We start from the raw sequence: 25,451 nt of genomic DNA, 5'->3' as shown, positions 1-25,451 counted from the left end.
ATCGAACTCGACAGACTTCAAGACTCCATCTTCCAGGCCGGGACCCAGGTCACGGACAGGAATGACAATGAAATCAAAATGAACGTTCGTCAGTGTGTCGGCGTGGAGTCTCCGCCGGTTTCGCCTTAATGCCGCTCACGTGTATCGAACAAAGGGCGCTGCCCGGCGACATGTCAGCTTGGTTGCGGTAGACGTCTCGCTTCCCATTTTTGTCTTTCAAATCGTCCGAAGGTCACCCATGTCTAACTTCGTTGTCGAAAAGCTGTTTCGACCGCCCTACGTCCAAACTCGACCAAGTGGAAGCGGGCCGCTGACAGTTCTCTTTTCGTTGCTTTCCCGTGCGGACACGACTCCAATCGGCGTGCGTCGAGTGGGCGACGGTTACACGCTCGACAAGTCTGGCCATCCATTACGAGACCCTGCGAAAAACCCTTCCGCCATTGGTTTCGAGAGTAATCCAAACGTCAGCTTCGAGCACTGGGGGGAGTATTGGCGAAAGGTGCATGGAGTACGTTTCACACACATCGAAGAGGGCAATGACCGCAGCTTAGAGCGACTGTTGCGTTATGAGCAACTGCATCGATTCGCTCCAGGGCCAACGAGCTTTAACGCGCCCCCGTATCGTGCCCCAGTCGACGAAAATGGAAAACTCTGGCCGACAATTCTGGGACACATCGAACCCTATCAACGGCCGCGCTGGGACGGCGTCGCGTATCTCAACTTTGAGAGCATCGACGACATCGCTGCTGTCTTCGCTAACGAGCGGGTGCGCACCAAGATTCTTCCCGAGGACTTGACGATGTTTCGTGACATCGCGCCGGTACTTGCTCGACAGCACATCATCATTCCCAGCGAATCGGGAAATGAAGCAGTCACATTGGTCAAGCTTCATGTGCGTCGAAAAAGCGAGGCACGGGAAACGTTCCAGCAGTGGTGGCTCGAGGACCATGGCCCCTATGTCAGCAGTCGCTGCGAAGGCAGTCAGTTGGTCAAACGTTATGCCCAGCTTCACAACATCGGTGGCCGAGAACCGGGCCAGCCGTTTTTTCACCCTGAGGCAGCGACGCTTGACGGAATAAGTCTGATGAGCTTCTCAAGCCTAAGAGACCTCGAGGATTTTCTGGTGAGCGAGATGAACGCGGGTATTGTGGAGCACGAGTCCCTGAAGACTGAGCAAGCAGAGTCCGAATATTGGACCACCATCGGCATGATGATTGTCAACCGCATCTTCCCTGAGGTCCGCACCACGTAACGAATGCCGCTGCAGCGATGGAGCGACCGGCCGGACTCACGTGGCCGGCCTGTAATCGAAGATTTTCCCTTTCGAGAAACGCCCCGTCCTTAAGGACAGGGCCGAACCGCTTGCCGCAGCGAATAACACTCAGTCGTCGTCTGCCTCCTGGCAGACGGGCCCGTCCTTCTTCCCCGCATCGGAGTCCCAATACGGGAGGCTGGTATTGCCTTCAGACTTAAAGCAGCCAGCTTTCAGCAAAGGCAGATTCAGAGACGACGGAAGGGTCGAGCCGACGTAGAGCGACACGGTACTTCCCGTCAATGCCACCACCTGAGGGTGCGTAGGAAAGCATGCATCGGTGCCCAGTACCGGCGAGCATTGTGAGTTAGCCGGCGGCGAAGAAGTTATGCCATTCGATTGCTGCGACGGAGTCTGGGTGCTGACGATGAGGCGGACCTTGCTTCCCGCGGGGATGGCAGCAAACTTCGGCGAGATGACAAAGTCATACCGTCGAATGTTGCCCGCTGGCACATAGTGGTCAGCGAAGTACTCGCCATACGGCTTTACCGGCACTCCGTTTTTATCTAGCCAGGACCGATTCGGGTCATTCTTCGAGAGGCTCCCGAGGACAGTGCCATTGGAAAGTGGTGTGACGGTCCCATCGGCACCGACAAGCTGCACCGTCGCGATAAGTTCCAGATTCGGCGTGGTCGACGAGGCATAGAATGACGCGCTCATCGGGCCGGCAAGCGTCGCTCCCTTTTTCAGAATCGGGCCATCAAATTGGGCCGTGCTCCCGGCACCTGGCTGCGCCCAAAGTAGATTAACTTCGGCCGATTGATTCGAAGGCTTCTTTGACAAAGCTCCCCGGGGCGTCAGAAAGTATTGCTTGTACACAGGTGCAACGGGGTAAGCCGCGGTGCTAATCCAGTTGTTGGAAATCAACTCGTGGACGTGGACCGGCTGCTTCGTATCGGCCATCCCCGTCTTTTTGCCTTTAAGCCAGGTGTCGAACCATTCCAGCGTGATGTTGTTTGCAATGTTCTGCCCAGTCGTCTGCTCGTCAAATTGGCAGTGACCGCCCTGGCTGATAATCACCTGATAGCGGCCAGTGACATCCTGATTCGGACGCATAGGCCCGTACACGTACTGGCCGCTTCTCGCGTTCTGCAAATATGCGTACATGGACATAGAGCTCTCAGCGTAAATGTCCTGGTGCGTGCTCCAAATGAGCGTCGGAATGTCGAGGTCTGCGAGTTGACGAGCGAACGTGCCGGGAGAGCGCACCTTCCAAAAATCCCTGTCATAAGCCCTGGGACCACCCGCGTTGATTTCATCGACCATGGCCTGGCCGTATGCGGTCGCGCCATGATTGTTACCAACCGCCGCTCCGAAACCTAGCGGGAACTGGCCAGTTTGTGTAGGGATACCGCCCGCGAAGTATGTCTCACGGTAAAACTCTGCCCCTGCACAAAAAGGCGCTAGAGCCTTGATTGGTGAATTTTTTCCGGCTGCCAGCGCCGTCGTGTATTGGTTGAGTCCTGACCAGGAACCGCCTTGCAGAGCAATCTTGCCGTTTGAATTCTGCAGCTTGGTGGCGGCCCATTGGACTATCTCGGCGCCATCTTTCCCGTCGCTGCCGAAGAACGAAAATTCCCCGCCTGAGTTTCGAGTCCCTCTGACCGATGCCGTCACATAGATGTAGCCGCGCTGAACGAAGTAATCACCAGCCGTGGACGGATTCCCAAGGTATGGCGTTTGAGTGAGGATGACAGGGAACGGACCCTTCGCCCGAGCACCGGTATGCAAGTCGGTGGGGTAGGACACGTCGACCATCAGCACTGTTCCATCGCTCATGGTGACCGGGATGCTTTTGTCTAATGCCGTCCCGTAAGTCGGATTACCCGGGCTCCATACTCCACCCGGAAAAGGCGTGGACGCAAGCGCGGAAACCGCCGTGCCGGATAACAGAATTGCCGCGGCTGCAAGCAGCGCTGCACGACCTGAACGTTTCATATCGACCTCCATCGGTGTCTCGCCAATCATTAGATAAGACAATTATGCATTCCTAACTTCATCTACAATGATGTAATCCACTTGCACCATCGCCACAACGGCAGCACGCGCCGTGGCCGGGACGCGGGCAGTCACACAAGTCCAGCGGTGTCAGATGATTCGGTGCTCCTCGACAAGGAACGCGGTGATGCCGGCGAGAAATGTTTTCGCATGTTCCATCGTCTTCAATCCGACTTCTGATTCAAACGCCTGTTGTAGCGAATCAGTGCTTTCGAACCAGAACTCAACGACCCCATCGATGGGCAGGGCTTCGTAACCGCAGGGTATGCCTTTCTGTAGCTGTCGCTGCGCTACCGCGTTCTGCCGATAGCCTTTGACGCCGGGCATCGTGCGAACGAAATCCGCATGTACTTTCCACTCGTTCAGAAAGTCCTGTTCCGAAAGCTCGGGGCGCCGGCGGATGAGAGAAATCCGCTTCTTCAGCTTCGCACGAGACGCGTCTTCCGGCACTTCCACGACCGTCGTCTGCTTGACGGTCAGGATATGAAGGCGGCCGAGAAAATGATTCTCGTCTTCGATGATTCTTTGCGGGAGCTCCCCCTCGCCGAATGGCTTGTCCGGGTCCGAAATCCACAGTTGCGAGAAACCATCGAATTCCCACGGCTCCCGTTGGAAGTCGATTCCCCGCTGAACACGGTCGACAATGTGGTTCTGCCAATACTGACTAAGTCCAGCTGCGTTTTTCACCAACGGACCGTGATGGTCGAGCCAATGCTTGTAAAACTCATCGTTCGACCATTCGGGCTTCTTTGAAATAAGCCCCATGCGCACCGTGCTCATCAATCCTCCAGTGTTGTGACTTCAGGTCGAAAGGTCGGCGCTGTCAATGTGCGCCCAGATATGCCGCTTTGACTTTTGGGTCGTTCAGCAAGTCGCGCCCAGAGCCCTCGAGCGTGATGTTGCCAACCTCGAGCACGTATGCCCTGTCAGCAACGCCCAAGGCCTGCTTCGCCATCTGCTCAACCAGCAGAATGGTGAGACCCTCCTCGCGCAGACTACGGATGGCATCGAAAATGTCGCGGATGACCAGGGGAGCCAGACCCAACGAAGGCTCATCGAGAAGAAGCATGCGCGGCTGACTCATCAAGGCGCGCGAAATTGCGAGCATTTGCTGCTCGCCCCCGGAAAGCGTTCCCGAAAGCTGGTTCTGGCGTTCGCGAAGACGTGGAAACCGGTCGAACTCACGCTCGATCGCCGCTTCGGTCGCGGACATCGGCTGCTTGCGGGAATAGGCTCCGAGAAGAAGGTTCTCACGCACGGTCTGGTCGGGAAAAACGCCCCGCCCCTCGGGGGACAATGCAATCCCCAAACCAAGGCGCATGTGGGCCGGCAACTGCGTGCAGTCGCGGCCGCCAACCGTGATGCGGCCAGAGGTGACCGGCTGCAACCCCGCGATGCTCTTGAGAAGGCTGCTTTTCCCTGCACCGTTCGCGCCGATGATGGTGACGACCTCGCCTTCCTTTACCTCGAGGCTCACACCCTTCACCGCATGAATCGCACCGTACGAGACCATTACTGAATCGACTTTGAGCATCATTGCTCCTCTCTCACGCAGCTTCAGCTTCGTCGACGCCGAGATACGCTTCGACAACGCGGGGGTTAACCTGGACGTCTGAAGGCTTGCCTTCGGCAATCTTGATGCCGTAGTCGAGCACGATGACGTGGTCGGAAATCGACATGACGAGGTCCATGTGGTGCTCGACCATCAGGACGCTGACGCCGAATTTGCTGATTCGAAGAAGCAGCTCTCCCAGCTCCGCCGTTTCCTGTGGGTTCAAACCCGCTGCCGGCTCGTCCAGCAGTAGCAGTTCCGGTTCGGTGGCGAGTGCACGGGCGAGTTCGGCCCGACGTTGCAGGCCGTACGGCAGGCTCCCTGCGGGACGGCTCGCCAGGTGACCTAGGTCAACCAGCTCAAGCAGCTCGCGGGCACGTCGCCTCGTGGTTTCCTCCTCGTGACGCGCCTTCGGAGTCGCGAACAAGGAGGCAAACAAGCCGTTCTTCATCCGGCTGTGCCGACCAAGCATTACGTTGTCAAGAACCGACAAGTCGGCGAAGAGTCTCAGGTTCTGGAAGGTACGTCCCATCCCCATGCAACAGATGAAATAAACCGCGCTTCCACCAACCTCCTTCCCGTTAAAGCGAATCGACCCGCTATCCGGACGGACAACGCCCGTCAACATGTTAATCATCGTGCTCTTGCCGGCACCGTTCGGGCCGATGAGCGCGTGGATATGACCTCGCTTCAACGCGAATGAAATCTCTTGAGCGGGCTTCACGCCACCGTATGCTTTCGAGAGCTTCGTGACTGTCAGCAGTTCTGCGCTGTTCGCCCGGCCGCCGCGCAAGAGCGTCGTAACGTGCCCGCCCGCGGTAGCGTATTCTTCCTTCGAGTCTTGACTCTCGCGCCCGACCCGCTTGGACAGCGCGCCGACAACGCCCCCGGGCATCACATAGAGCGCAAACAGGAGAAGCAGCCCATACAGCGTGTGCTGAACCGAAGGCCAACGTGCAAGAAGTGCGTCGAGCAACGTCAGGACGATTGCGCCGACCACGGGTCCAAGCTTCGTTCCCGCTCCGCCAAAAAGAACGAGCAGCAGGATGAAAATGGAGAGCTGAAACGATATGAAATCAGAATTGATGTACTGGTTTTGCTGAGCGACCATTGCGCCAGCAAGTCCACACGTCACCGCTGCAATCACGAACGCAATCACTTTGCCTCGATAGACGCGAACGCCCACCGACGACGATGCAATTTCGTCAGCCTGAAGCGAAAGGAACGCACGACCAAACCTTCCATTCAGCAGGTTGCGAAGCAACAGGTGAGTAACCGCGCAAAAAACAAGTCCGACACACACCCACTGACCGAGCGACATCGGCTGCCCACCTATTTCCGGGCTACGAATCCCGTAGATGCCCTGGGCTCCGCCAAACACGTCTGTCCAGTCGCTGACCAGCCGTTCCACAACGATGCCGAACGCGAGTGTGACCATGGCCAGGTACGGGCCCTTGACCCGAAGCGACGGCAGCGCGATGAGCACCCCGCAGACGCCCGAGGTGGCCGTTGCGATGGCCATGGCCGCCCACGGGTTGATTTCCGTCTGCGATGTGAGAAGTGCGACTGCATACGCTCCCGCTCCGAACAGTCCCGCTTGACCGAGCGACTTCTGCCCCGCGAAGCCGACAAGGACATTCATGCCAGCGGCACACAGGTAGTAGACGCACATCATGAACGCAATGTGCAGGTAATAGTCGTTTCCGATGGAGAGCGCGGCGGCGCCGAGCACGACCGCGATGGCACATACGCCTGCTATGTGGCTGTACTTTTTCATACCTTCTCCACGAGCCGGCTGCCAAAGAGGCCTGTCGGCTTGAAAGCCAGGACAAGAATTACCACCGCGAACACCGCAATCTCGCGCCACTGGGCCTGCCATAGATTGACGGTCGACTCGAAAACTCCGAGCGCGAAACCACCGATAACGCAACCGCGGGGATTATTCAGGCCGCCCACCATCGCGCCCGAGAAGCCCTTCAGGCCAATAGCCAGGCCCATGAACAGAGAAGCCTGAGTGATGGGAGCAATGAGAAAGCCAGAGAGACCAGCCAACGCCGAACTCACCACGAAGGCTCCAATCATCACAGCATTCGTGTTGATGCCCATCAGGCTCGCGACGTTGCCATTGGCAGCGACAGCGCGCATCACCTTGCCGACCATTGTCTTTCGCATGACGATGTCGAATACAATCATCACGAAGATGGCCACCGCCAGAAGAATTAGCTCTTGCGGGCGCACGCCGACTCCGAAGAGATGAATCACAGAGTCGCCCACAGGCGACGGAACCACAACCGGCTTGGGCCCCCAGATGGCAAGCCCAATACTGTCCAAGACCACGCCGAAGCCGAGGGTGCTCATGACCCACGCCATCCCAGGCTGCTTTGCGAAAGGACGCACGCCGACGGCATACAGGAGCCATCCGAGCGCGCCCATCACCACGAGTGCGGCAACCAGCGCCAACAGTTGTGCACTCACGCCAGGAACGGCCCCACCGAAAGTCGTCGAGGTGATTGGCTTTCCCAAAAGCAGCAGCATCGCGCTCATTCCAATGAATGCGCCGCTCGATACAAACTCGCCGTGAGAAAAGTTGAGCGTTTTCGTCGTAGTGAACGTAATGCTGAAGCCCAGCGCCACAAGCGCGTATGCGCCGCCCACCGCCAATCCACTGATTAACGCCTGAAAGATAGCTTCCATGATGAGTGTTCTCCGCTGTGACGGCACTTGCGGCGCCGCCACCATCAATGGGGCCGTTACTGTTTGTAGTCGGCCGGAGTCAGGGACGCAACGAGCGCATCGCTGTACGGCACGAGTCGGCCATCTTTCCAGTGCACCCACACGAAGTCTTTGGCTACCAGTGCTTCGTGATTTGTCTTGCTGAAAGGCTTGTTGTAGGTTTTAAGCAGACCTTGCACCGGTGCATTGAGATTCTCGAGCGCAACACGGATTGCCGAGCCATCGGTACTGTTCGCCTGCTTGATTGCCTGAACCAGAATCATCACGGAGTCGTAGCCGTGCAGCGCAAACGAGAACGAGCTCGGCGCCTTCAACTGAGACCCAACGCGGGTGAACAGCCGGTCCTGCGCCGGCGTTCGATTTTCACTGACGGTACGCAGAAAGAGCGGCTTCTCTGCCAACGTCTTTCCGGCTGCATCATAGAAAGTGATGTTGTCCGCCGCCCACGAACTGAGCGTACGCGGGTAGTAGTTGACTTTCTCCATGCTCCGCATGACCTGAGCGATAGGAGTACCCTGCGCCCAGATGATGACTGTGTCGACGCCTGCTTCCTTGAGCTTGTTCAACTGGGAAGTCATGTCTGTGTCGCCGACGCCAAATTGTTCGATTGCAGCGGGAGTAATTCCCTGCATGTTGGCGATGGACTTCATGTCTTTGAGAGCGCCTTGACCGTAGCCTGTCGTCTCAGTCATGAAGCCAACCTTGTTCGCACTACCCGTCTTCTTTACATACGCCATCAGCGCCGCGACTTGCTCACGGTCGACCATCGAGACACGGAACATGTAGTTGTCCGCACCGGAGCTCATCGGCTTGGTGATGTCAGTTCCCGACGAGACGTTGTCAATAACCGGCATCTTCTTCTGATTGACGATGTGCTTCCATGCCATTGCGTTTCCAGAGTTCGTCGGACCGAAGACGGCAACAACCTTTTCGTTGTCGATGAGGTCCGTCATGTTCTGGATAGACTTGGGCGGCTGTGATACATCGTCGCGCACGACGAGCGTCAGTTTTTTGCCGAGCAGTCCACCCGCCGCATTCACATCAGCTATTGCAGCTTGCATGCCAAGGACAGCGGCTTGTCCGCTCTGTGCGGAGGGCGACGCAGAAAGGTCGCCGTTGAAGCCAATCTTTATTTCCTGCGCCGACGCGGCGGGGACCGCCGCAGCAAAACTGAGCGAGGCTACGATTCCTGTGATGACGCGAATTGCTTTCATGATGTCTCCAACCTGTTGCTTCAGCATTCGATGGGCGTATTCATCCCATCGTCGTTTCAATCAATCAGAACTTGCTCACGACACCCAGACTGACCGCGACCAAGGAGCGGCTCGCCCCCGGGGTTGTCTGGAAGCTGTCACCGATGGCCGGTGTTGCATTGATAATTGCGCCAGTTCCCGGGTTACCCAGCGTCTGACCCGACGCACGCTGGTATCCTTCGAGCGCGTATAAACCTGTGCGCTTCGACAGCGCGTAATACTGGGAGAGAACCACCTGGTGGTACTTTGCTGCGTCCGTGATGTTGTTCGCCTTGGAAGCCCAGGTGTAGCTGTAGCCAAGCGATAAATCGAATGCAGCGGCCGGCTTCCAATGAAGCACACTGCCCACCGTGTTCCAGACAGCCGTGTCCGTGAACTTGGAATTCACACCCGGGATGTACTGCACGTTCGAATATGCAAACGAGATGTCCCAGTTCTGGTTGAAGACGTAGCCGCCATCGACAGCAAAGCGCTGCTGAGCCTGCGCCTGGCTGTAACCATTAGTGATGGCAGACACGCCCTGCTGGCCAGACGAGTTCACAGAAGATTCCGCGCCGTATGGGCCGCCGCCGGGGGTTGAGTTATTGATGCGCCAGAAGCCCGCGGCAAGACCGAAATTGCCACCCTTGTACTGAAGTCCACCACTCCAGGTCGACCCCTGATTCAAACTTCCGGGCACGCCGGCGGGTGCGAATTGGCCACTTGCTGTAATGCCGTAGAACGTCGGCGTTGTATAAGAAATCGCGTTGTTGGAGCGATAGTAGGTATCCAGGCCGTCAAGGTCGCCAGGATGCGAACCGTACCCGGTCTGATAGAACGCAGGAACCCACGGCGAAAGCATCACGTAGTAAGCGCTATATTGACGGCCCACTGACAACGCACCGTAGGCCGGGTTCGACAACTCGATGCGCGCCTGTCTGCCGAACATGGCGTTCGAGAACTGCTGCCCGCCGCTCGCGAGATTGAAACCCGACTCCAGGACAAACAACGTCTGATAGCCGTTACCGAGGTCCTCTGTGCCACGCAGCCCCCAACGGTCTCCGTTCCATACACCCGACTGCATGCGAACGTTGGACTTTCCTGGCGTCGTCGAGCCAAGAGTTGTCTGACTGTTTTGATAGGTGATAGACGTGTCGACAATGCCGTACAGAATCACGCTCGACTGAGCACATGCAGGAAGAACAGCCAGACCGAGACTCGCACCTACAGCGCATTGAACAACTCTATTCTTCGACATTCAACGTCTCCTTAATAATTCTTTGGTCCGCGTCGTCAGCAGTGGCGCCCGAGCGCCCTCACTTGTAACGGCCTGTCGTAGGCAACAAGCCGATTTCGCTTTATATATGTAGTAGAACGAATCGGTGCAGCGATTCACGCTCACTCGGTTCGAAGGGATGCACCGTGTCACGCATGAAAGACTTGTTTGCGACGCTCGTTGTCGTGAGGGAGGGGTGCCCCCCGATAGACCAGATACTACGCCACGAAATTAAACATTCGCCACTTCTTTTGCATAGGTGCAAATCCCTATCCCGCAGCTTCACATTCATCTCAAAGACGATTCGGACGGCGAAAACCCCCACACCACGCGGGCCCAGACGGAGCCATGCGCTAAGTCGCAAGCAACGCATCAGAGCTATCGCAATATCGATGGCAATGTGGTGTCTCGATGTGGGTAATTACACCTATGCAATTACATATGTCCATGTGAAAGACTACAGCAGCAGCGTTGCTGGCCGTATATCCATCAGACATCAAGGAGAAACCATGTCGTTCCCTCAGTACATCGCGCCACGTCTGCTCGAAGACCGCGTGGCTTTCGTAACCGGCGCCGGGCAAGGCAATGGGCGTGCCCTCGCGCTCGGCCTTGCTCAGTCTGGTGCCAAGGTTGTGGTTAGCGACATTGCTTTCGAACACGTCAGCGAAACCGCCGCGCTTATTGAGAAGCAGGGCGGGAAAGCGTGGCCGTTCGAGCTCGATGTCACCAACGCAGACGCTTGTTACACCCTTGCCGACAAAGTCCACAACGACATTGGGCCCGTCGACGTACTTGTGAACAATGCTGGCATCATCATTCGCGAGAATTCGACGAGCCCGAACGCAGCAAAGAACTGGAAAAAAGTGATGGATGTGAACGTTCAAGGCACGTTCAACGTCACACATGCGTTTCTTGATGCCATCAAGACGACCAAAGGCGTGATTATCAACGTTGCCTCTATAGCCGCTTATGCTGGACAAGGCGCTAGCCTCGGCTATTCCCCATCCAAAGGTGCAATCAAGATGTTCACGCAGTCGCTAGCCGCTGAACTAGCACCTCATGGGGTACGCGTAAATGCATTGGCGCCGGGCGTCATCGAGACCCCGATGACGGCTGCAACACGCGAGAATCCGGCGCGTCTCGAGGCGTTTATGTCACGCATCCCCATGGGTCGGGTTGGCCAAACCGAAGACCTCGTCGGCCCAACAATATTCTTGGCGTCTGGAATGTCCCGCTACGTGACGGGCGTAACCCTCGCAGTAGATGGTGGATTTTTAGCTATCTAAGGTCTGTCCTGCTAAAGCCCGCTTAGCGGGCTTTTTTGCGCAACACTGTCTACGCCGGAGAAGAAAGAAGCGTGGCGTTCGCGGTTCTCGCAGCGAAATCCGTTTGCAGATACTACGTGCCGACGCCAGCACCAAAAGCTGCGCATTTTCGCGAACCACCAGCTTGCCGGGCTGCATGGACCACCGAAGTCTTCGATTCCCAAGGCCTTATGAAGACAGCTTTTCAGAGAGCTGAAGCAGTCCCCTCGCAACGGTTCCGGTATCAGAAGTATCTAGCGTGCTTGAGGGGCCGAAAATGGTAACTGAAAGCACCATCTGCCCGCGGTCGAAAACGGGTGCGCTCAGGCTGTCGACGCCTGGGATTGGCACACCCAGCGTTCGTGACAGGTTTGTGTTCCGCACAACTCCTGCGAAGTTCTCAATTACATCCTCAAAGCATTGCGTCGAGACCGCTTCGGCCTTCGCAACTTCACGAGCAAGCATCGGTTCAATCGTGTGCCTCGGAAAGAACGCGGCGAATAGTCTCCCTGTGCTGCTGTGGGCGATGGACATTACCGACCCCACATGCAAGCCGACATGCAGGTACATTTCGGGGCCGTGGTATCGAATGACGGTGGGGCCATGGTCTGTCCATATCGCGACAAACGCGCCGTGATTTTCGTCTTTAAGCAGTTCAATGGCCAACTCCACCGCCTTGTGCAATGGGTGGAGTTGCGCTAAAGCTCGCAGGCCAAGCTTCAGTGCGAGCGGTCCGGGCTCGAAGCTGTGGGTCATTGAATCACGTCTAACCAGTCCGGTGCGAACCAAACTGACCATGTATGTGAAGACCTGATTCAAAGGCAAGGCGGTCGCAACGCTCAGCCCCAGCATCGAAACAGGTCTTCCGGCGTCAGCCAGATGCTGCAAAAGCGCCCCTCCAACCTCCATCGCATGGATTCCACGCTGGGCCTTGGTTCTTCTGGGAGCAAGTTGCTCAACGCATTCGGCAGCCTTCATACCTCCCCCCGTTTACAAGCATCGTCCCGGGCCTGGCGATGCCGACCGTCGGCGCGTCGCGTTTCTCGACCAGGTCCGACATGCGAAAAAAAGCCGCGAGCCGCTGTGCAACAGCAACCGCGGCAACGCACGCCCATCGGAATTTCTACGCTTCGTTAATGGGACACCACTGCAAATTTGGCGCCCGGAGCGTCCATCACAGTTTCTTCCTTCCGGGCCAATGTGGCAGACGCGACTGCTTTGCCTGCGATGTAGCCGAAAGTCAACGCGGGTCCCAGCGTAATGCCGGCGCCGGGGTAGTTCCCGCCCATGATGCTGCATGCGTCGTTGCCAACCGCGAACAGCCCATCGATTGGCGAGCCGTCGCAGTTGAGCACGCGGCATGAAGAATCAGTCTTCAGGCCAGCGAATGTTCCGATGTCACCGACACGGATTTTGAGCGCATAGAAAGGGCCTTTCTCGATAGGCGCGACACACGGGTTCGGCGAATGAAGAGCGTCACCCTGATAACGGTTATATGCTGTGCTTCCCTTCCCGAAGAGTGAGTCTCGACCTAGTCGCGCCTCGGCGTTATAGCCTCGCACCGTCTCTTTGAAGTTGAGCGCATTGACGCCAATCTTCTCGGCCAGCTCGTCTACGGTTGATGCTTTCGTCAGGTAGCCGACACGCAGATAGCGGGCAATGGGCATCGGGAACGGAGCAACACTACCGAGGCCGTACGTTCGGAGAGTCTTGTGGTCGCAGATGAGATGTGCGGAAATCTCCTCTCCCACAGGCGTCGACTTCACCAGCGCTTGCACGAAGTCATGGTACGAGTTGCCTTCGTTCGTGAACCGACGGCCGTCACGTAGCACGGAGATAACGCCCGGCTTCGCGCGGTCGATAAAGTGCGGCATGATACCTGTTGTTCCGTCCTTTCTGGTCAACGTCGAAACCGGCACCCAGGCAGCCGCGTTCGGAAGCGTTGTCGTCACTTGACCGCCGACCGCTTCAGCCATGCGCAATCCGTCGCCGGTGTTACCGGTCGGAGAAGGCGAGAAATGTTCGGAACCTGTCGGAGCGTGGCGGAAGAGTTGCTTGCGACGTTCGATGTCGTACGGGAAACCGCCGCTCGCGAGGATAACAGCACGGTTCGCGCTCACCCGTACTTTCGAACCAGCCCGGTCAAGGACCGCACCGGTGATTCGGCCGTTGTCGCTGGTGAGGCTGAGCGCCTTGGTGTTGAGCCAAAGAGGAACGTTCAGGTCGAAGAGCGACTTCGCAAGACGACCGGCAAGCGCGTTGCCGTTCGTCAGCGTCATGCCGCGACCGTGCTTCAAAACGTCTGCAAAGTGGCGCGACAGACGCTTGGTGACGTACCAGGCAGACTTGATTGACTTCGTCACCCGCATGAAGTGCACAATTTCCTTGCCCGAACCAAGCATCATTCCGAATACGGTGAGTTCGGGCAGAGCCGGAGCGAGGTCCTTAATTGCGGCGCCGAGTTCGCGGCCGTCGAACGGACGTGTGACCATGGAACGGCCACCTTGCATACCGCCGGGCGCCTCGGCGTGATAGTCGGGAAACACGAGAGGCATGTCGAAGCGCACAGCTGTCTTCGCTGTGAAGAAGTCCACAGCTTCCGCCCCATTCTTGATGAAGGCGTCGACGCGCTCACCATCAAAGCTCGACCCCGCCTCGTGCTGCAGATACGTACGCGCGGCATCGTCCGCTTCATAAATTCCTTGCACCTTTGCAAGCGCAGTATTCGGAATCCAGAGCCAACCGCCCGACCGAGCTGTTGAGCCGCCGAACTTGGGCTCTTTCTCGATAACGAGAACATTGAGCCCCTCAGACGCGGCTGTGATTGCCGCGGACATTCCTGAGCAACCCGAACCAATAACTAGCACGTCACAGCTATATTCGCTTTCCTGCTTCATTACGCATCTCCGATAGCGAGGCGCGCCCCCTTCCCAAGTGCGTCCTCATAATCCATCCCCGTCTTCTGGGCCATGGTCAAATCATACGCCGTAATTACACATACGCGTACATATTTGCGTACGTACAATCCCTATGCCGGATTTCCTTGTCGCGGATGTAAATTGAGGACCCCGTGGGAAAGGCTTGTTCCCTTCCGTTTGGATGCCGTTGGTGGCCTTGTGTGCAGGCGCTGCGCTCGCCACCTTTGTCATCGAATTTCTGACTACGCGGCGGTCTGCCGCCAGTACCGCTTGCTTCACCTACTCTGGAGACGAGATGATTAAACGTATGACTTTGCTGGCGCGCAGGGAAGGCACTTCAGTAAGCGACTTTCGCGCGTACTGGTCTGGCTGCCATGCTCAACTCGCTTTGTGTATGAATGGCATTGCGAAATACACGCAAAATAGAGTTGACAAAACTCTCTGGAAGTCCGCGGGTGGTTCGGGATGTTTTGATGTCGATGGCATCGTCGAGCTCTGCTTTGAAAGCGATGAGCTGATGTCCAAAGCGCAAGATTCCGCGGTCGGGAGTCGATACATTCCCGAAGATGAGCCAAACTTCCTGCGTGGATGGACGCTTTGCGTAGTCGACCATGAAGACGAGGCCAAAGAGCCTGCAGGCGTGAAGGTCATTCTCGTCGCTGCTCTAAAGGCAGGTGTCTCACGAACTGAGTTCGAGCAGGTAATTGTCGAATCCGACAAGGGGCAATCGACGCCTGCGACAACATCGTTCAACTGGACGAACAAAAGCGCGAGGCGCGAACGCCTATGGGCAGAGCCTGTTGCGCCCACCGTACTTGTCGCACTGTGGTTCAAGAATATTGCGGAGGCGCATGATGGGTTTCGAATTGAGAGCAGCCTTGTGCAAAGGATTGACGGCTTAGCCGACCGTGCGGCTGCGTATCTTATTAACCCGCTCGTGGTCAGGTAATCCGAATGGTCGTAGGCATCTGATGCTGGTGACCGTTTCAGACCGATAGCCGGTTTGGCGGGCAGGTTGCCCTCTCTCTAGCGAACTCATAGCGCACGCGATTCGAGAATTGCTACGAAACCGCACCGTCAGCCCGCACCGAAAGAACAAAGGGCGCCGAAGCTTCAGGCGCCCGGTACATCTCATTTCCGGCTCTCAGTTCACCCTTTATGTGAATTGCTCGCTCGTTCGGACCGTAACGCGAAAAACATCGCCGTGCAGGCAAGAAGCAGCATGAATGCGATGAAATAGAACGCGTTGTTCATGCTTCCAGTGTAGGTCTTGATAAGACCGATTAGGTACGGGGTGATGGTTCCGCTGGTTACACCGATAGTACTGACCAGCGCGATGCTCGCAGGAGCGCTGGAACCGCGAAAGAAGCTAGCGGGCACAGACCAGAAGATGGGATGAGCCGCGTAAATAAATACGGCTGCCGCGGTCAACAGCGCCATGGACAGTGCGAAGCCCAGGCCATGCGAAGTCAGTAGCGCGAGCGCCGCAGCGGCGCCAGCGCCACAGACGATGAAATGCCATTTGCGTTCGTTGCGTCGGTCAGAACGACGAGCAATCAAAATCACGCCCACAGCGCCGATTGCATTCGGGATTGCCGAGTACAGACTAATCTGAACGATGTCGGTAATTCCGAATTCGCGAATCATCGTCGGCATCCAGAATAGCAACAGGAGGATGCCCGAGGTCAGGCAGAAGTACACAAACGCGAACACATAGACGTACGGGTTACCCACTGCCGCAAGCAGGGAATGGCTCGGCTCGGCAGGTTTTCCGTCGTTCGCCAGCACGTCTTCCAGCCGCCGCTTCTCACCTGCGCTAAGCCACGGTGCAGCGGACGGTCTGTCCTTCAAGAAGAAGAATGCGATAACACCAAGCAGGATTGCCGGAGCACCCTCGATGGCCAGCATCCACTGCCAACCGTGGGCACCATGGACTCCATCCATGCCGCGCATAATCCAGCCAGAGACCAGACCCCCAAGCACACCGGCGACGGCGACACCAGCATAAAAAACGGACAGCGCGCCTGCGCGACGGCGTGCCGGGAACCAGTACGTGAGATATAAAACGATGCCTGGAAAGAAGCCGGCCTCGAATACACCGAGAAGAAAGCGTAAGACGTAAAACTGTGTGCTGTTGGATACCGCGACCATCATGACCGAACACGCACCCCACAACACCATGATTCGTGCAAAGGTCTTCCTGGCTCCATACTTATGCAAGAGTATGTTGCTTGGCACTTCGAAGAGGACGTACCCGACAAAAAAGAACACTGCGCCCAAACTGTACGCGGCGTCAGTGAAGGAAAGGTCGTGCTTCATCTGCAACTGAGCGAACCCGATGTTGTTCCGGTCCAGGATTGCAATGACGTAACAGAAGAAGAGAAACGGAATGATTCGCAGCGTCACTTTGCGAAACAAGGTGTCATCCGATGTGCCGACAGATGGGGGATTCGTCGGTGCAGGGACCGTGCCGACTGAACTTCGCGTTGTCATCAGAAACTCCAGTGCAGTTATTTTCAGTTGTGGTCCGCTGTCAGTCGGAGTACCTACGCCATCCCACTGACCGCGAACCCACTTGGAAGGCAACCGCACCATGGCAGGCTCACTCTTCTTGATTACATATTAACGTCCTGCTTCGCATATATATAATTCTCGTTTGTACCTATCTCAGTGCATCTAGACCGCAAACCGCTTGGACGTGTTGGTAAACACCTAACGTGCCTACACCGGTTCGTTAGATGAGTCTAAGAGCTACCGAAGCTCCGGCTATGCGCCGCACGGGCTCGGACCAGCAAGTTCGAATTGGCCGCCCTTGCCTTGAATTCGCTCTGCCTGGCGTCCCGCAGCGCCATCAATCATATTTTGTTGTACGCGTATATAGTTGTGTATGTATAATTCCAAGCAAGTGCGTTGCTACGTGCAGCGATTGCATGTCAGGGAGACCAGTTTGTCCGCGAGAATTTTGTGGCTTCTGAGCGCGTGCTGCTTTGCCAGCATGGCGTCAATGCGGGTTTGCGATTCGCTGTTACCGTCGCTGCAGGCGGAGTTTGGTGTGAACATGGGGCGCGCCGCCCTGGCAATTTCCGGGTTCGCCCTCGCATACGGACTTACCCAACTCGTCTTCGGGCCTTTGGGAGACAAGTTCGGAAAAGTTCGCGTAATCGCTCTGACCACGCTGGCCTGCACGGTAGGAAACCTTGCTGCAGCATTGTCCGTTCATATGGGCCAATTGGTCGCGGCCCGGGTAGTGTCCGGCGCTGCGGCCGCGGGAATAGTCCCTTTAACTATGGCCTGGATTGGCGACACAGTACCTTATGAGCGGCGTCAGGAAATCCTCGCACGGCTGCTCGGCGCGACCGTTTTCGGGATGATTGCCGGTCAGTGGCTAGGGGCATTGCTTGCCGACTCCGCTGCCTGGCGAATCTCGTTCGCCTCACTGGCCCTGATTTATCTGATTGCGGGGCTTTTCGTCTTGCGAGAAGTCAATTCGTCGGACATGTCGAGCAAGTCGACGCCCGGCCGTTTCGGGTACCGTGCTTTTGAGGTGTTAGCGATTCCTTGGGCTCGAACAGTGCTCCTCGTCACCTTCATCGAAGGCTCGCTCGCGTTCAGCGCGCTATCGTTCGTCCCGACCTACCTACACGGGGCATTCGAACTTCCGATGTCGAGGGCGGGCGCGATTGTGGCACTTTATGGGGTAGGCGGTTTAACGTACAGCCGATGTGCGCGCCTCCTGGTCCGTCGCTTGGAAGAAGCCAATCTGGCGAGGCTTGGCGGTGCCTGTCTCGCCGTGTCATACGGCGGACTCGCGCTTCTCAGTTCCTGGTGGCTTGCGCTACCCGCCTGCTTCATGGCTGGGTTTGGCTTCTACGCTTTGCACAACACCTTGCAGACCCATGCCACGCAGATGGCACCGAGCGCCCGCGGAACCGCCGTGTCGCTCTTTTCGTGCTTTCTTTTCTTTGGGCAATCAATAGGCGTTGCTTGCGCTGCGTGGTTCATCGACAGATTTTCAGCGCCGCCCATTTTTATAGGCTGTGCTTTCGGCCTTTTTCTAGTCGCAGTCGTGTTTTCGTCGCTGGTTTCTCGCCAAACCGCACAGCTGGCGAGGACCTAGCGGAATGCCGACGGAGCAGATACCCGGGGTGGCCGCGAGCTGGCAAAGGAAGCGCACGGCAAACCAGATGGAACAGGCGTGCCTAGACGGCCGGTACCGTCGGCGCGGAATTCTGTTCAGTCAACAGCTTGGTGGTCGCAAGAAGACTGGTAACCAGCGGGCCTTTCCAGGAAACGTCGAAATTCGCGGCAACGCCGAAGAGCGTCAAAACAAGAACAATCTCTCCGTTGTTGTCAAAAACCGGCGCGCTGATGCTGTTGATTCCTGGAATCGGCATACCTTCTCCTCGCGCGACTCCTCGCTTTCGAATATCCGCCAGAATGGCGTCAAACTGCATCATGGTCAGCCGTTCACCATCAGGAGCTTGCGACCCGACGTCCGCCCCGACGAGCTCGGCGAGCGTGGAACCCTGCTTGTATGCAGCAAACACACGGCCAGTCGTCGAATGCGTGAGCGACATAACTGTGCCGACGTGAACACCTGCATGCAGCGAGGCGGCCGGCTCTATGCTTTGCAGAACGGTCGGACCACGGTCTCCCCATGCGGCGAGAAGCACACTTTGCTCGACGCGCGTCGCAAGGTCGGTGGAAGGCTGCATGGCATTACGGACCGCGGGCACCATGCGAAGCGCATGCAACCCCATGCGCAGAGACAAAGGCCCTGGCTCGAAACGCGAGGTCACGGGGTCGCGTTTGACCAGGCCCGTACGAAGCAGGCTCACCATATAGGTGAACACCTGATTCGCGGGAATGCCGCTGCGCGCGCTGAGCTCAGCAAGCGTCACTGGTTCGCCAGCGTCCGCGAGATACTGAAGGAAACGGCCACCGACTTCCATGCTCTGAATGCCGCGTTGCTCCTTCCGGGCACTTGAATCGAGGCTTTCCGGATTTTCTTTTGCCCGCTGCTTCGTTACCATGCAATCCTCTGTGCACGAACACATCATGTTTCGCTGATTTTACCGGCTTCCTGGTCACCGTAAGGCACTTGGATTCTGAATCCGACAAGATACGCAAATGGACACCGAAAGCACCGAAAAAGCCCAGCGGGGAATCCAGTCAGTTGAAGTGGGCAGCGAAATTCTGCTGGCACTCACGCAATCTGACTCGCCCATGCCGCTCAAAGAAATTTCGCGGGTCACCGGCATGTCTCCAGCCAAACTTTTCCCGTATCTGGTGAGCCTTATCAAGCTTCAACTGGTACAGCGAATGGAGCCATCAGGCGATTATGCCCCAGGTCCCCTCGCGCTGCGCCTTGGCTTGTACGGGCTGCAACGATTAAATCCTCTGCGCGAAGCCGAGGCGGACGTATTGGCTCTAGCATCGAAAACCGGACAGAGCGTTTTTTTGACGACTTGGGGGCCGAACGGACCGGTCGTCGTTCGGCAGGAAGACCCTTCCTATCCGTTGCATCTCACTTTGCGAGTCGGCACGGTCATGTCGCTCGTCAACACGGCAACGGGACGACTTTTCGGCGCGTATATGCCAGAGTCCTTGGTGCAGAAGGCTCTCGCAGACGAGAGCATACGGCTCAGCGGTGCAACCGCACTGAAGACAACGGAAAAGCAGGACCTGTTCAAGGAATATCGGAAGATTCGCGAGGAAGGCATGACCCGCACTTCGGGCCATCCTTTGCCGGGTGTAAATGCTATCGCGGCACCTGTATTCCTGTTCACGGGGTCCATAGCGCTCGCCATCACTCTCGTTGGGCCCGCAGGTACGTTCGATACAAGTTGGGATGGGGAACTTGCGTTGACCCTGCGCCAGACCACACTGGACCTATCCTACCGACTAGGCTACTCCGCCATCCCCGGCGACGAGGCCTAGCGCATCGCGATGCGACAGCAACGCCCGAAAAATGCGAAGACAATTCGCGGCTGCGTGGGGCGTCGCCAGTCACCGACTGAGACCTTCCAACGCACGCACGGCGGCGCTCCCGCAAGCCACCATCAAATCCCTGCATCGCTTTGATGCTAATTGCGCAGGCGAGCCCGAAAAAGCTGGGCTCACTGGCGCGGCCACCTCTCTGAAACCCTTCGAAACACAGAGGCTCTGACGTCGAGCACCTATCAGTGCGGCACGTCGGCCCACGCGGCCGCTAAGAACAGTCAACAGGCATGTCGGCCTCGCGGTAGTGCGCCGCCCCGCCCCTGCCAGCGCCGAAGGCATCCACGGACTCAAGTGCGCCGTCCGACAATCACATGAGATGAATCCACGCCTGCGTCTTGGCGTCGCGCCAGTTCATCACCGCCGTGCGCCGCTCGCCGGCAGCCAGCGCCCCCATATACCCACACGCTTCGGATATCTGTAATTGCAGCAGGACTGGCGTCCCAGTATGGGGTCAGTCTAAGGGGTACGGGAAATTATCTATATGCGATTGTATTCGTTTATGTATAATTCAATCAATGCCGGGGTTGCTGGCCAAAACCCACCCTGTCCCCTTCAATCAATTTGTAGAGGTCTTCTGCCATGGCGACAGAAAAGAAGTTTGCTTCCCACGCGGACGTTGAAGAAAAGAAAGTCACGTTCGAACAGCTTTCTGAACATGCGTACGCATACACCGCTGAGGGCGACCCCAATACCGGCATCATCATCGGGGACGACGCAGTACTCGTCGCGGACACTCAGGCGACGCCGGTGATGGCTCAGGACGTGATTCGCCGCATTCGCGAAGTCACTGACAAACCTATCAAGTACGTCCTGCTAACTCACTATCACGCGGTCCGCGTACTTGGAGCATCGGCGTATAACGCTGAGCAAATCATCGCCAGTCAGGACACCTACGACCTGATTGTCGAGCGCGGCGAGCAGGACATGAAGAGCGAAATCGAGCGCTTCCCGCGCCTCTTCAATGCGGTTGAATCGGTGCCCGGCCTGACGTGGCCCACGCTTACCTTCCAGAAAAAGATGACGCTCTGGATGGGCAAGCTCGAAGTGCAAATTCTGCAGCTTGGTCGTGGACACACCAAGGGCGACACGGTTGTCTGGCTTCCGCAGGAAAAGACCCTGCTCTCCGGCGACCTGGTCGAGTACGGAGCAACTCCGTATGCAGGCGATGCGTATTTCCAGGACTGGCCTGCCACGCTCGATGCAATCGCCGCACTAAAGCCCGAAAAGCTGGTTCCCGGCCGAGGCGCTGCTCTCAAGACGCCACAGGAAGTAGCCGACGGTCTGGCAGGAACACGCGCTTTCGTCAGCGAGCTCTATAGCAAGGTCAAGTCCGGTTCCAGCGAAGGCAAAGACTTGAACGCAATCTACAAAGAGACTTACGCCACACTGAAGCCGAAGTTCGGCGACTGGGTCATCTTCGACCATTGCATGCCGTTCGACGTCACGCGAGCACACGACGAAGCAACGCAGTACCCGGACCCTCGCATCTGGACCGCGCAGCGCGACAAGGAGATGTGGGAGACCCTCGAGGGCTGACCTGCATGGCGCGCCGGCCTGTGTACATCAGGAACGCACAGGTCGCTTCAACGACAAGCTCAATCTGGAGTTTCCAAAGTGCAACAACCGACGCGAGATACACCAAGTCGCCGTGAGACTGCTCAGGCGGGCGCGCCCTGCAATCCGTTACTGGAACGCGCATCGCCCGCGTCTGCCTTCTCTGCCCATCCAGTTGGCTACCAATCCGGATTCGCCAGCGAGTTCGCCACCGAGGCACTTCCCGGCGCTCTCCCGGTTGGTCGAAATTCGCCCCAGCGCGCACCCTACGGTCTGTACGCCGAACAACTGTCGGGCACGGCATTCACTGCTCCTCGGTCCCACAACCGTCGTTCATGGCTATATCGAGTGCGACCAGCTGCGGTCCATATGCCGTTCACGCTGTTACAGAGCGACAGACTCGTTAGCGACTTCTCGAGTGTGCCCCCAACGCCTCCAAATCAGTTGCGCTGGGACCCGCTTCCGATGCCGGAAACGCCGACAGATTTTATTGACGGTCTGGTAACCATGGCTGGCAATGGTTCGGCGGAGGCGATGTCGGGATGTGCTATCCATATGTACGCAACGAACCGGTCGATGACAGACCGGTTCTTCTACAGCGCTGACGGAGAACTCCTGATTGTTCCCCAAGCCGGTCGCCTGAGCATTGCGACCGAGCTGGGTCTTCTCGACGTGGAGCCACAAGAAATCGCTGTCATTCCGCGAGGCGTACGCTTTCGCGTCGAGTTGCCCGATGGCGAAGCCCGCGGCTATGTCTGCGAAAACTTCGGTGCCCTGTTACGCCTACCCGACCTCGGTCCTATTGGTTCGAACGGTCTTGCCAATCCACGCGACTTCCTGACGCCGCTTGCAGCATATGAAGTCCGCGAGGGCAATTTTGAACTCGTGGCAAAGCTTAACGGGAATCTGTGGCGCGCAGACATTGGCCACTCGCCGCTCGACGTCGTAGCGTGGCACGGTAACTACGCGCCGTACAAATACGACCTCCGGCTCTTCAACACGATTGGCTCAATCAGCTTCGACCATCCAGACCCGTCGATTTTTCTGGTGCTCCACTCGCCGAGCGACACGCCCGGCGTTGACACCGTCGACTTCGTCATCTTCCCGCCGCGGTGGCTTGCGGCCGAAGACACGTTCCGGCCGCCTTGGTTCCATCGGAACTTTGCCAGCGAGTTCATGGGGCTAATTCACGGCGAGTATGACGCCAAAGCGGAAGGGTTTGCGCCTGGAGGCGCCAGCCTGCACAACTGCATGTCAGGACATGGCCCCGACGCCGGCACGTTTGAGAAGGCATCAGCGTCCGACACGACAGTACCAATGAAGGTTGATTCAACCATGGCTTTCATGTTCGAGACGCGCAATCTCATCAAGCCCACTCAGTTTGCTCTGGAAGCCTCGCAGTTGCAGGCACAGTATTTCGAGTGCTGGCAAGGTCTTAGAAGCAACTTCAATCCGGACGTCAAGTGATGTCAGCCAAAACAGACGATACCCAGATGCTTAGTCGGACGACTGACCCAAGCCTTCGGAGCTGGGTCGAGTCGGCGAATTCTGCCCACACCGACTTTCCCATCCAGAACCTTCCTTTCGGGGTGTTCTCCGACGACAAGTCCGACACGGCACGGGTTGGTGTTGCAATCGGAGACCTGATTGTCGACGTTTCGGAGCTCGAGTCCGCAGGACTGATTGCCGTGCCGTATGTTGTCACCGACAATGACGGGCAACCTAAAAGCGTCTTCCGTCAGGGCCGGCTCAATGATTTTGTAGCCTTGGGAAAAGCCACCTGGACAAGTATCCGGATTCAGCTTTCGACGCTGCTGGCCACAGACAGTTCGGCGCTTCGGGACAACGCAGAATTGCAAGACCGAGCGTTCGTGCGCCAATCGGACGCGGTCATGCATCTCCCGTTCGATATACCGGGCTACACAGATTTCTACTCCTCGAGAGAACATGCGACAAACGTCGGAGCGATGTTCCGCGACCCGAAGAACGCATTGATGCCAAATTGGCTCGAGATTCCTATCGGTTACAACGGCCGGGCGTCCTCGGTCGTGGTGAGCGGCACACCGATTCGCCGACCAAATGGGCAGCGCAAGAGTCCCGACGCTGAACGCCCGACCTATGGGCCGTGCCGCAAGCTCGACATTGAGCTGGAAACCGGGTTTTTTGTCGGGGTGGGTAACGCACTTGGCTCACCTATTTGCGCTGCCGACGCGGACGGGCATATCTTCGGAATGGTCCTTCTCAACGACTGGAGCGCGCGCGACATCCAGCAGTGGGAATACCAGCCACTTGGCCCGTTCAACTCGAAAGGATTCGCGACGACCATTTCTCCGTGGGTGGTTACCATGGAAGCGCTGGAGCCGTTTCGCGTCGAACAACCGCCGCAATCGCCGAAGCCTCTGGCATACCTGCGGGGAGCCACGAGGGCCGGAGTCGACCTGCACCTTGAGGTACAACTGAAGCCTCGGGCTTCTGCGTCGCCAACGACTATCGCCAGAACCAACTTCAAGTACATGTACTGGTCGATGGCGCAACAGTTGGTGCATCACACCTCCGCTGGCTGCAACGTGCGGGTCGGAGACCTTTTGGGTTCAGGGACCATCAGTGGGCCGAAATCTGAATCGGCCGACGACAAGATTGGGACGTTCGGCAGCTTGCTCGAGCTGACGTGGAACGGGCAATCACCACTCGAACTCGACGATGGCGAGACGCGGGGCTTCATCGAGGATGGCGACGAACTTACTCTGACTGGCTGGTGCCAAGGCGGCGGCTATCGGATAGGGTTCGGTTCATGCGTCGGCGCCATATTGCCCGCACTCGAGGTTCCGGCCACAGAGGACGGCGAATGAAGCTGTATAGCTACTTCCGCAGCTCAGCGTCTTATCGGGTTCGTATCGCACTCGCCTTGAAAGAGCTGCCGTTTCAGTACGAGGCCGTTCATCTTCTCAAGGATGGCGGCCAACAGCTCTCACCAGCATACCGTCGGGTAAATCCAGACGGTATCGTCCCAACGCTTGAGAACGGACCGGACGTTTTGACGCAGTCTCTGGCGATAATCGAATACCTCGACGAGAAGTATCCCGACCCGCCGCTTCTTCCCGGAGACCCCACCGACCGGGCCTACGTCCGCTCCGTTGCGCTTCAGGTCGCCTGCGAAATACATCCGGTCAACAATTTGCGGGTACTCCAGTATCTGAAGAAAAACTTCGGCATATCTGATGAGCAGAAGTCGCAATGGTACCGGCATTGGATTGATGTCGGTTTCGGCTCATTGGAGGTGCGGCTTAAAGCGGAAAGACGCGTTCGAAAGTTCGCGTTCGGCGACGCACCAACTCTTGCTGACATTTGCCTGGCACCACAAGTCTGGAACGCCCGCCGATTTGACATACCGCTGGACAACTATCCGACCATCAAACGCATTTCCGACAACGCCTTTGATTTGGACGCCTTCAGGCAAGCGGAACCCTCCGGCCAACCGGACGCGGAGGGTTGACCCGCCCTTTCTTCGACAAGCCAGTCCGCTTCCACAACGCTTATCGATTGCGAATTCAATTTTTTGCCGTGCGGGG

Annotated in this window: 20 protein-coding genes; 9 read left to right on the top strand and 11 right to left on the bottom strand. The window is 57.3% G+C overall.

Annotated features, from left to right (window positions below):
• Positions 1–238 precede the first annotated feature (238 nt).
• Positions 239–1,252 carry an EthD domain-containing protein gene (locus P0D87_RS04690; protein WP_053859208.1) on the top strand — a complete coding sequence of 338 codons (1,014 nt, stop codon included), beginning with the start codon at positions 239–241 and terminating at the stop codon, positions 1,250–1,252.
• A gap of 129 nt (positions 1,253–1,381) precedes the next feature.
• Here the strand turns inward: P0D87_RS04690 and P0D87_RS04685 are convergent, their stop codons facing one another.
• The 7 genes from P0D87_RS04685 to P0D87_RS04655 all read right to left on the bottom strand — a co-directional run bounded on the left by P0D87_RS04685 (position 1,382) and on the right by P0D87_RS04655 (position 10,085).
• Positions 1,382–3,250, bottom strand: coding sequence for a CocE/NonD family hydrolase (locus P0D87_RS04685; protein WP_171799959.1), 1,869 nt, complete (start codon positions 3,248–3,250; stop codon positions 1,382–1,384).
• Positions 3,251–3,400: 150 nt separating this feature from the next.
• The gene (locus P0D87_RS04680; RefSeq protein WP_053859210.1) at positions 3,401–4,090 is read right to left on the bottom strand and encodes an EthD domain-containing protein; all 690 of its coding nucleotides are present in this window, start codon (positions 4,088–4,090) and stop codon (positions 3,401–3,403) included.
• A 43-nt stretch (positions 4,091–4,133) separates the two neighbouring features.
• Positions 4,134–4,844 carry an ABC transporter ATP-binding protein gene (locus P0D87_RS04675; protein WP_053859211.1) on the bottom strand — a complete coding sequence of 237 codons (711 nt, stop codon included), beginning with the start codon at positions 4,842–4,844 and terminating at the stop codon, positions 4,134–4,136.
• A gap of 13 nt (positions 4,845–4,857) precedes the next feature.
• Complete coding sequence (locus P0D87_RS04670) at positions 4,858–6,639, bottom strand: branched-chain amino acid ABC transporter ATP-binding protein/permease (protein ID WP_053859212.1); 1,782 nt, start codon at positions 6,637–6,639, stop codon at positions 4,858–4,860.
• A complete protein-coding gene (locus P0D87_RS04665) occupies positions 6,636–7,559 on the bottom strand; it encodes a branched-chain amino acid ABC transporter permease (protein WP_053860714.1) in 924 nt (307 codons plus the stop codon). Before P0D87_RS04665 ends, P0D87_RS04670 begins: the two co-directional genes overlap by 4 nt.
• Before the next feature lie 53 nt (positions 7,560–7,612).
• Entirely contained in the window at positions 7,613–8,809 is a 1,197-nt protein-coding gene (locus tag P0D87_RS04660) for an ABC transporter substrate-binding protein (RefSeq protein ID WP_053860715.1), read from the bottom strand.
• Positions 8,810–8,873: 64 nt separating this feature from the next.
• On the bottom strand, positions 8,874–10,085 hold the full coding sequence (locus P0D87_RS04655) for a porin (RefSeq protein ID WP_408636736.1): 1,212 nt from the start codon (positions 10,083–10,085) through the stop codon (positions 8,874–8,876).
• Positions 10,086–10,612: 527 nt separating this feature from the next.
• On the opposite strand from P0D87_RS04655, the gene P0D87_RS04650 reads away from it, so the two are divergent.
• Positions 10,613–11,389 (top strand): SDR family NAD(P)-dependent oxidoreductase, encoded by a 777-nt coding sequence (locus P0D87_RS04650; protein ID WP_053859214.1) that lies wholly within the window; start codon positions 10,613–10,615, stop codon positions 11,387–11,389.
• Between the two features lie 207 nt (positions 11,390–11,596).
• Here P0D87_RS04650 and P0D87_RS04645 read toward each other — a convergent pair whose 3' ends face one another.
• Together P0D87_RS04645 and P0D87_RS04640 are read right to left on the bottom strand one after the other, a co-directional pair.
• Complete coding sequence (locus P0D87_RS04645; protein WP_082367089.1) at positions 11,597–12,385, bottom strand: IclR family transcriptional regulator; 789 nt, start codon at positions 12,383–12,385, stop codon at positions 11,597–11,599.
• A gap of 155 nt (positions 12,386–12,540) precedes the next feature.
• Positions 12,541–14,304 carry an FAD-dependent oxidoreductase gene (locus P0D87_RS04640; RefSeq protein ID WP_053859216.1) on the bottom strand — a complete coding sequence of 588 codons (1,764 nt, stop codon included), beginning with the start codon at positions 14,302–14,304 and terminating at the stop codon, positions 12,541–12,543.
• 316 nt (positions 14,305–14,620) lie between these two features.
• Between P0D87_RS04640 and P0D87_RS04635 the strand changes: the two genes are divergently transcribed.
• Entirely contained in the window at positions 14,621–15,274 is a 654-nt protein-coding gene (locus tag P0D87_RS04635; protein WP_171799960.1) for an EthD domain-containing protein, read from the top strand.
• A gap of 200 nt (positions 15,275–15,474) precedes the next feature.
• Here the strand turns inward: P0D87_RS04635 and P0D87_RS04630 are convergent, their stop codons facing one another.
• Positions 15,475–16,818, bottom strand: a complete 1,344-nt coding sequence (locus P0D87_RS04630; protein WP_053859218.1) for an MFS transporter — start codon at positions 16,816–16,818, stop codon at positions 15,475–15,477.
• Positions 16,819–17,272: 454 nt separating this feature from the next.
• Between P0D87_RS04630 and P0D87_RS04625 the strand changes: the two genes are divergently transcribed.
• The gene (locus tag P0D87_RS04625; RefSeq protein WP_321175860.1) at positions 17,273–18,442 is read left to right on the top strand and encodes an MFS transporter; all 1,170 of its coding nucleotides are present in this window, start codon (positions 17,273–17,275) and stop codon (positions 18,440–18,442) included.
• Positions 18,443–18,524: 82 nt separating this feature from the next.
• Here the strand turns inward: P0D87_RS04625 and P0D87_RS04620 are convergent, their stop codons facing one another.
• Positions 18,525–19,358 (bottom strand): IclR family transcriptional regulator, encoded by an 834-nt coding sequence (locus P0D87_RS04620; protein WP_171799961.1) that lies wholly within the window; start codon positions 19,356–19,358, stop codon positions 18,525–18,527.
• Between the two features lie 97 nt (positions 19,359–19,455).
• Between P0D87_RS04620 and P0D87_RS04615 the strand changes: the two genes are divergently transcribed.
• The 5 genes from P0D87_RS04615 to maiA all read left to right on the top strand — a co-directional run bounded on the left by P0D87_RS04615 (position 19,456) and on the right by maiA (position 25,375).
• A complete protein-coding gene (locus P0D87_RS04615; RefSeq protein ID WP_053859220.1) occupies positions 19,456–20,265 on the top strand; it encodes an IclR family transcriptional regulator in 810 nt (269 codons plus the stop codon).
• A 642-nt stretch (positions 20,266–20,907) separates the two neighbouring features.
• A complete protein-coding gene (locus tag P0D87_RS04610; protein ID WP_116117929.1) occupies positions 20,908–21,864 on the top strand; it encodes an MBL fold metallo-hydrolase in 957 nt (318 codons plus the stop codon).
• Between the two features lie 150 nt (positions 21,865–22,014).
• The gene (gene hmgA, locus P0D87_RS04605) at positions 22,015–23,349 is read left to right on the top strand and encodes a homogentisate 1,2-dioxygenase (RefSeq protein ID WP_053860717.1); all 1,335 of its coding nucleotides are present in this window, start codon (positions 22,015–22,017) and stop codon (positions 23,347–23,349) included.
• Positions 23,349–24,731 carry a fumarylacetoacetase gene (gene fahA, locus P0D87_RS04600; protein WP_053859221.1) on the top strand — a complete coding sequence of 461 codons (1,383 nt, stop codon included), beginning with the start codon at positions 23,349–23,351 and terminating at the stop codon, positions 24,729–24,731. The genes hmgA and fahA overlap by 1 nt, the downstream gene beginning before the upstream one ends.
• Positions 24,728–25,375 (top strand): maleylacetoacetate isomerase, encoded by a 648-nt coding sequence (gene maiA, locus P0D87_RS04595; RefSeq protein ID WP_053859222.1) that lies wholly within the window; start codon positions 24,728–24,730, stop codon positions 25,373–25,375. Before fahA ends, maiA begins: the two co-directional genes overlap by 4 nt.
• The last annotated feature ends 76 nt before the right edge of the window (positions 25,376–25,451 follow it).

This window comes from Paraburkholderia sp. RL17-368-BIF-A, assembly GCF_046054045.1.
GTDB lineage: Bacteria > Pseudomonadota > Gammaproteobacteria > Burkholderiales > Burkholderiaceae > Paraburkholderia > Paraburkholderia graminis.
This window is presented reverse-complemented; position numbering and strand designations above follow the sequence as displayed.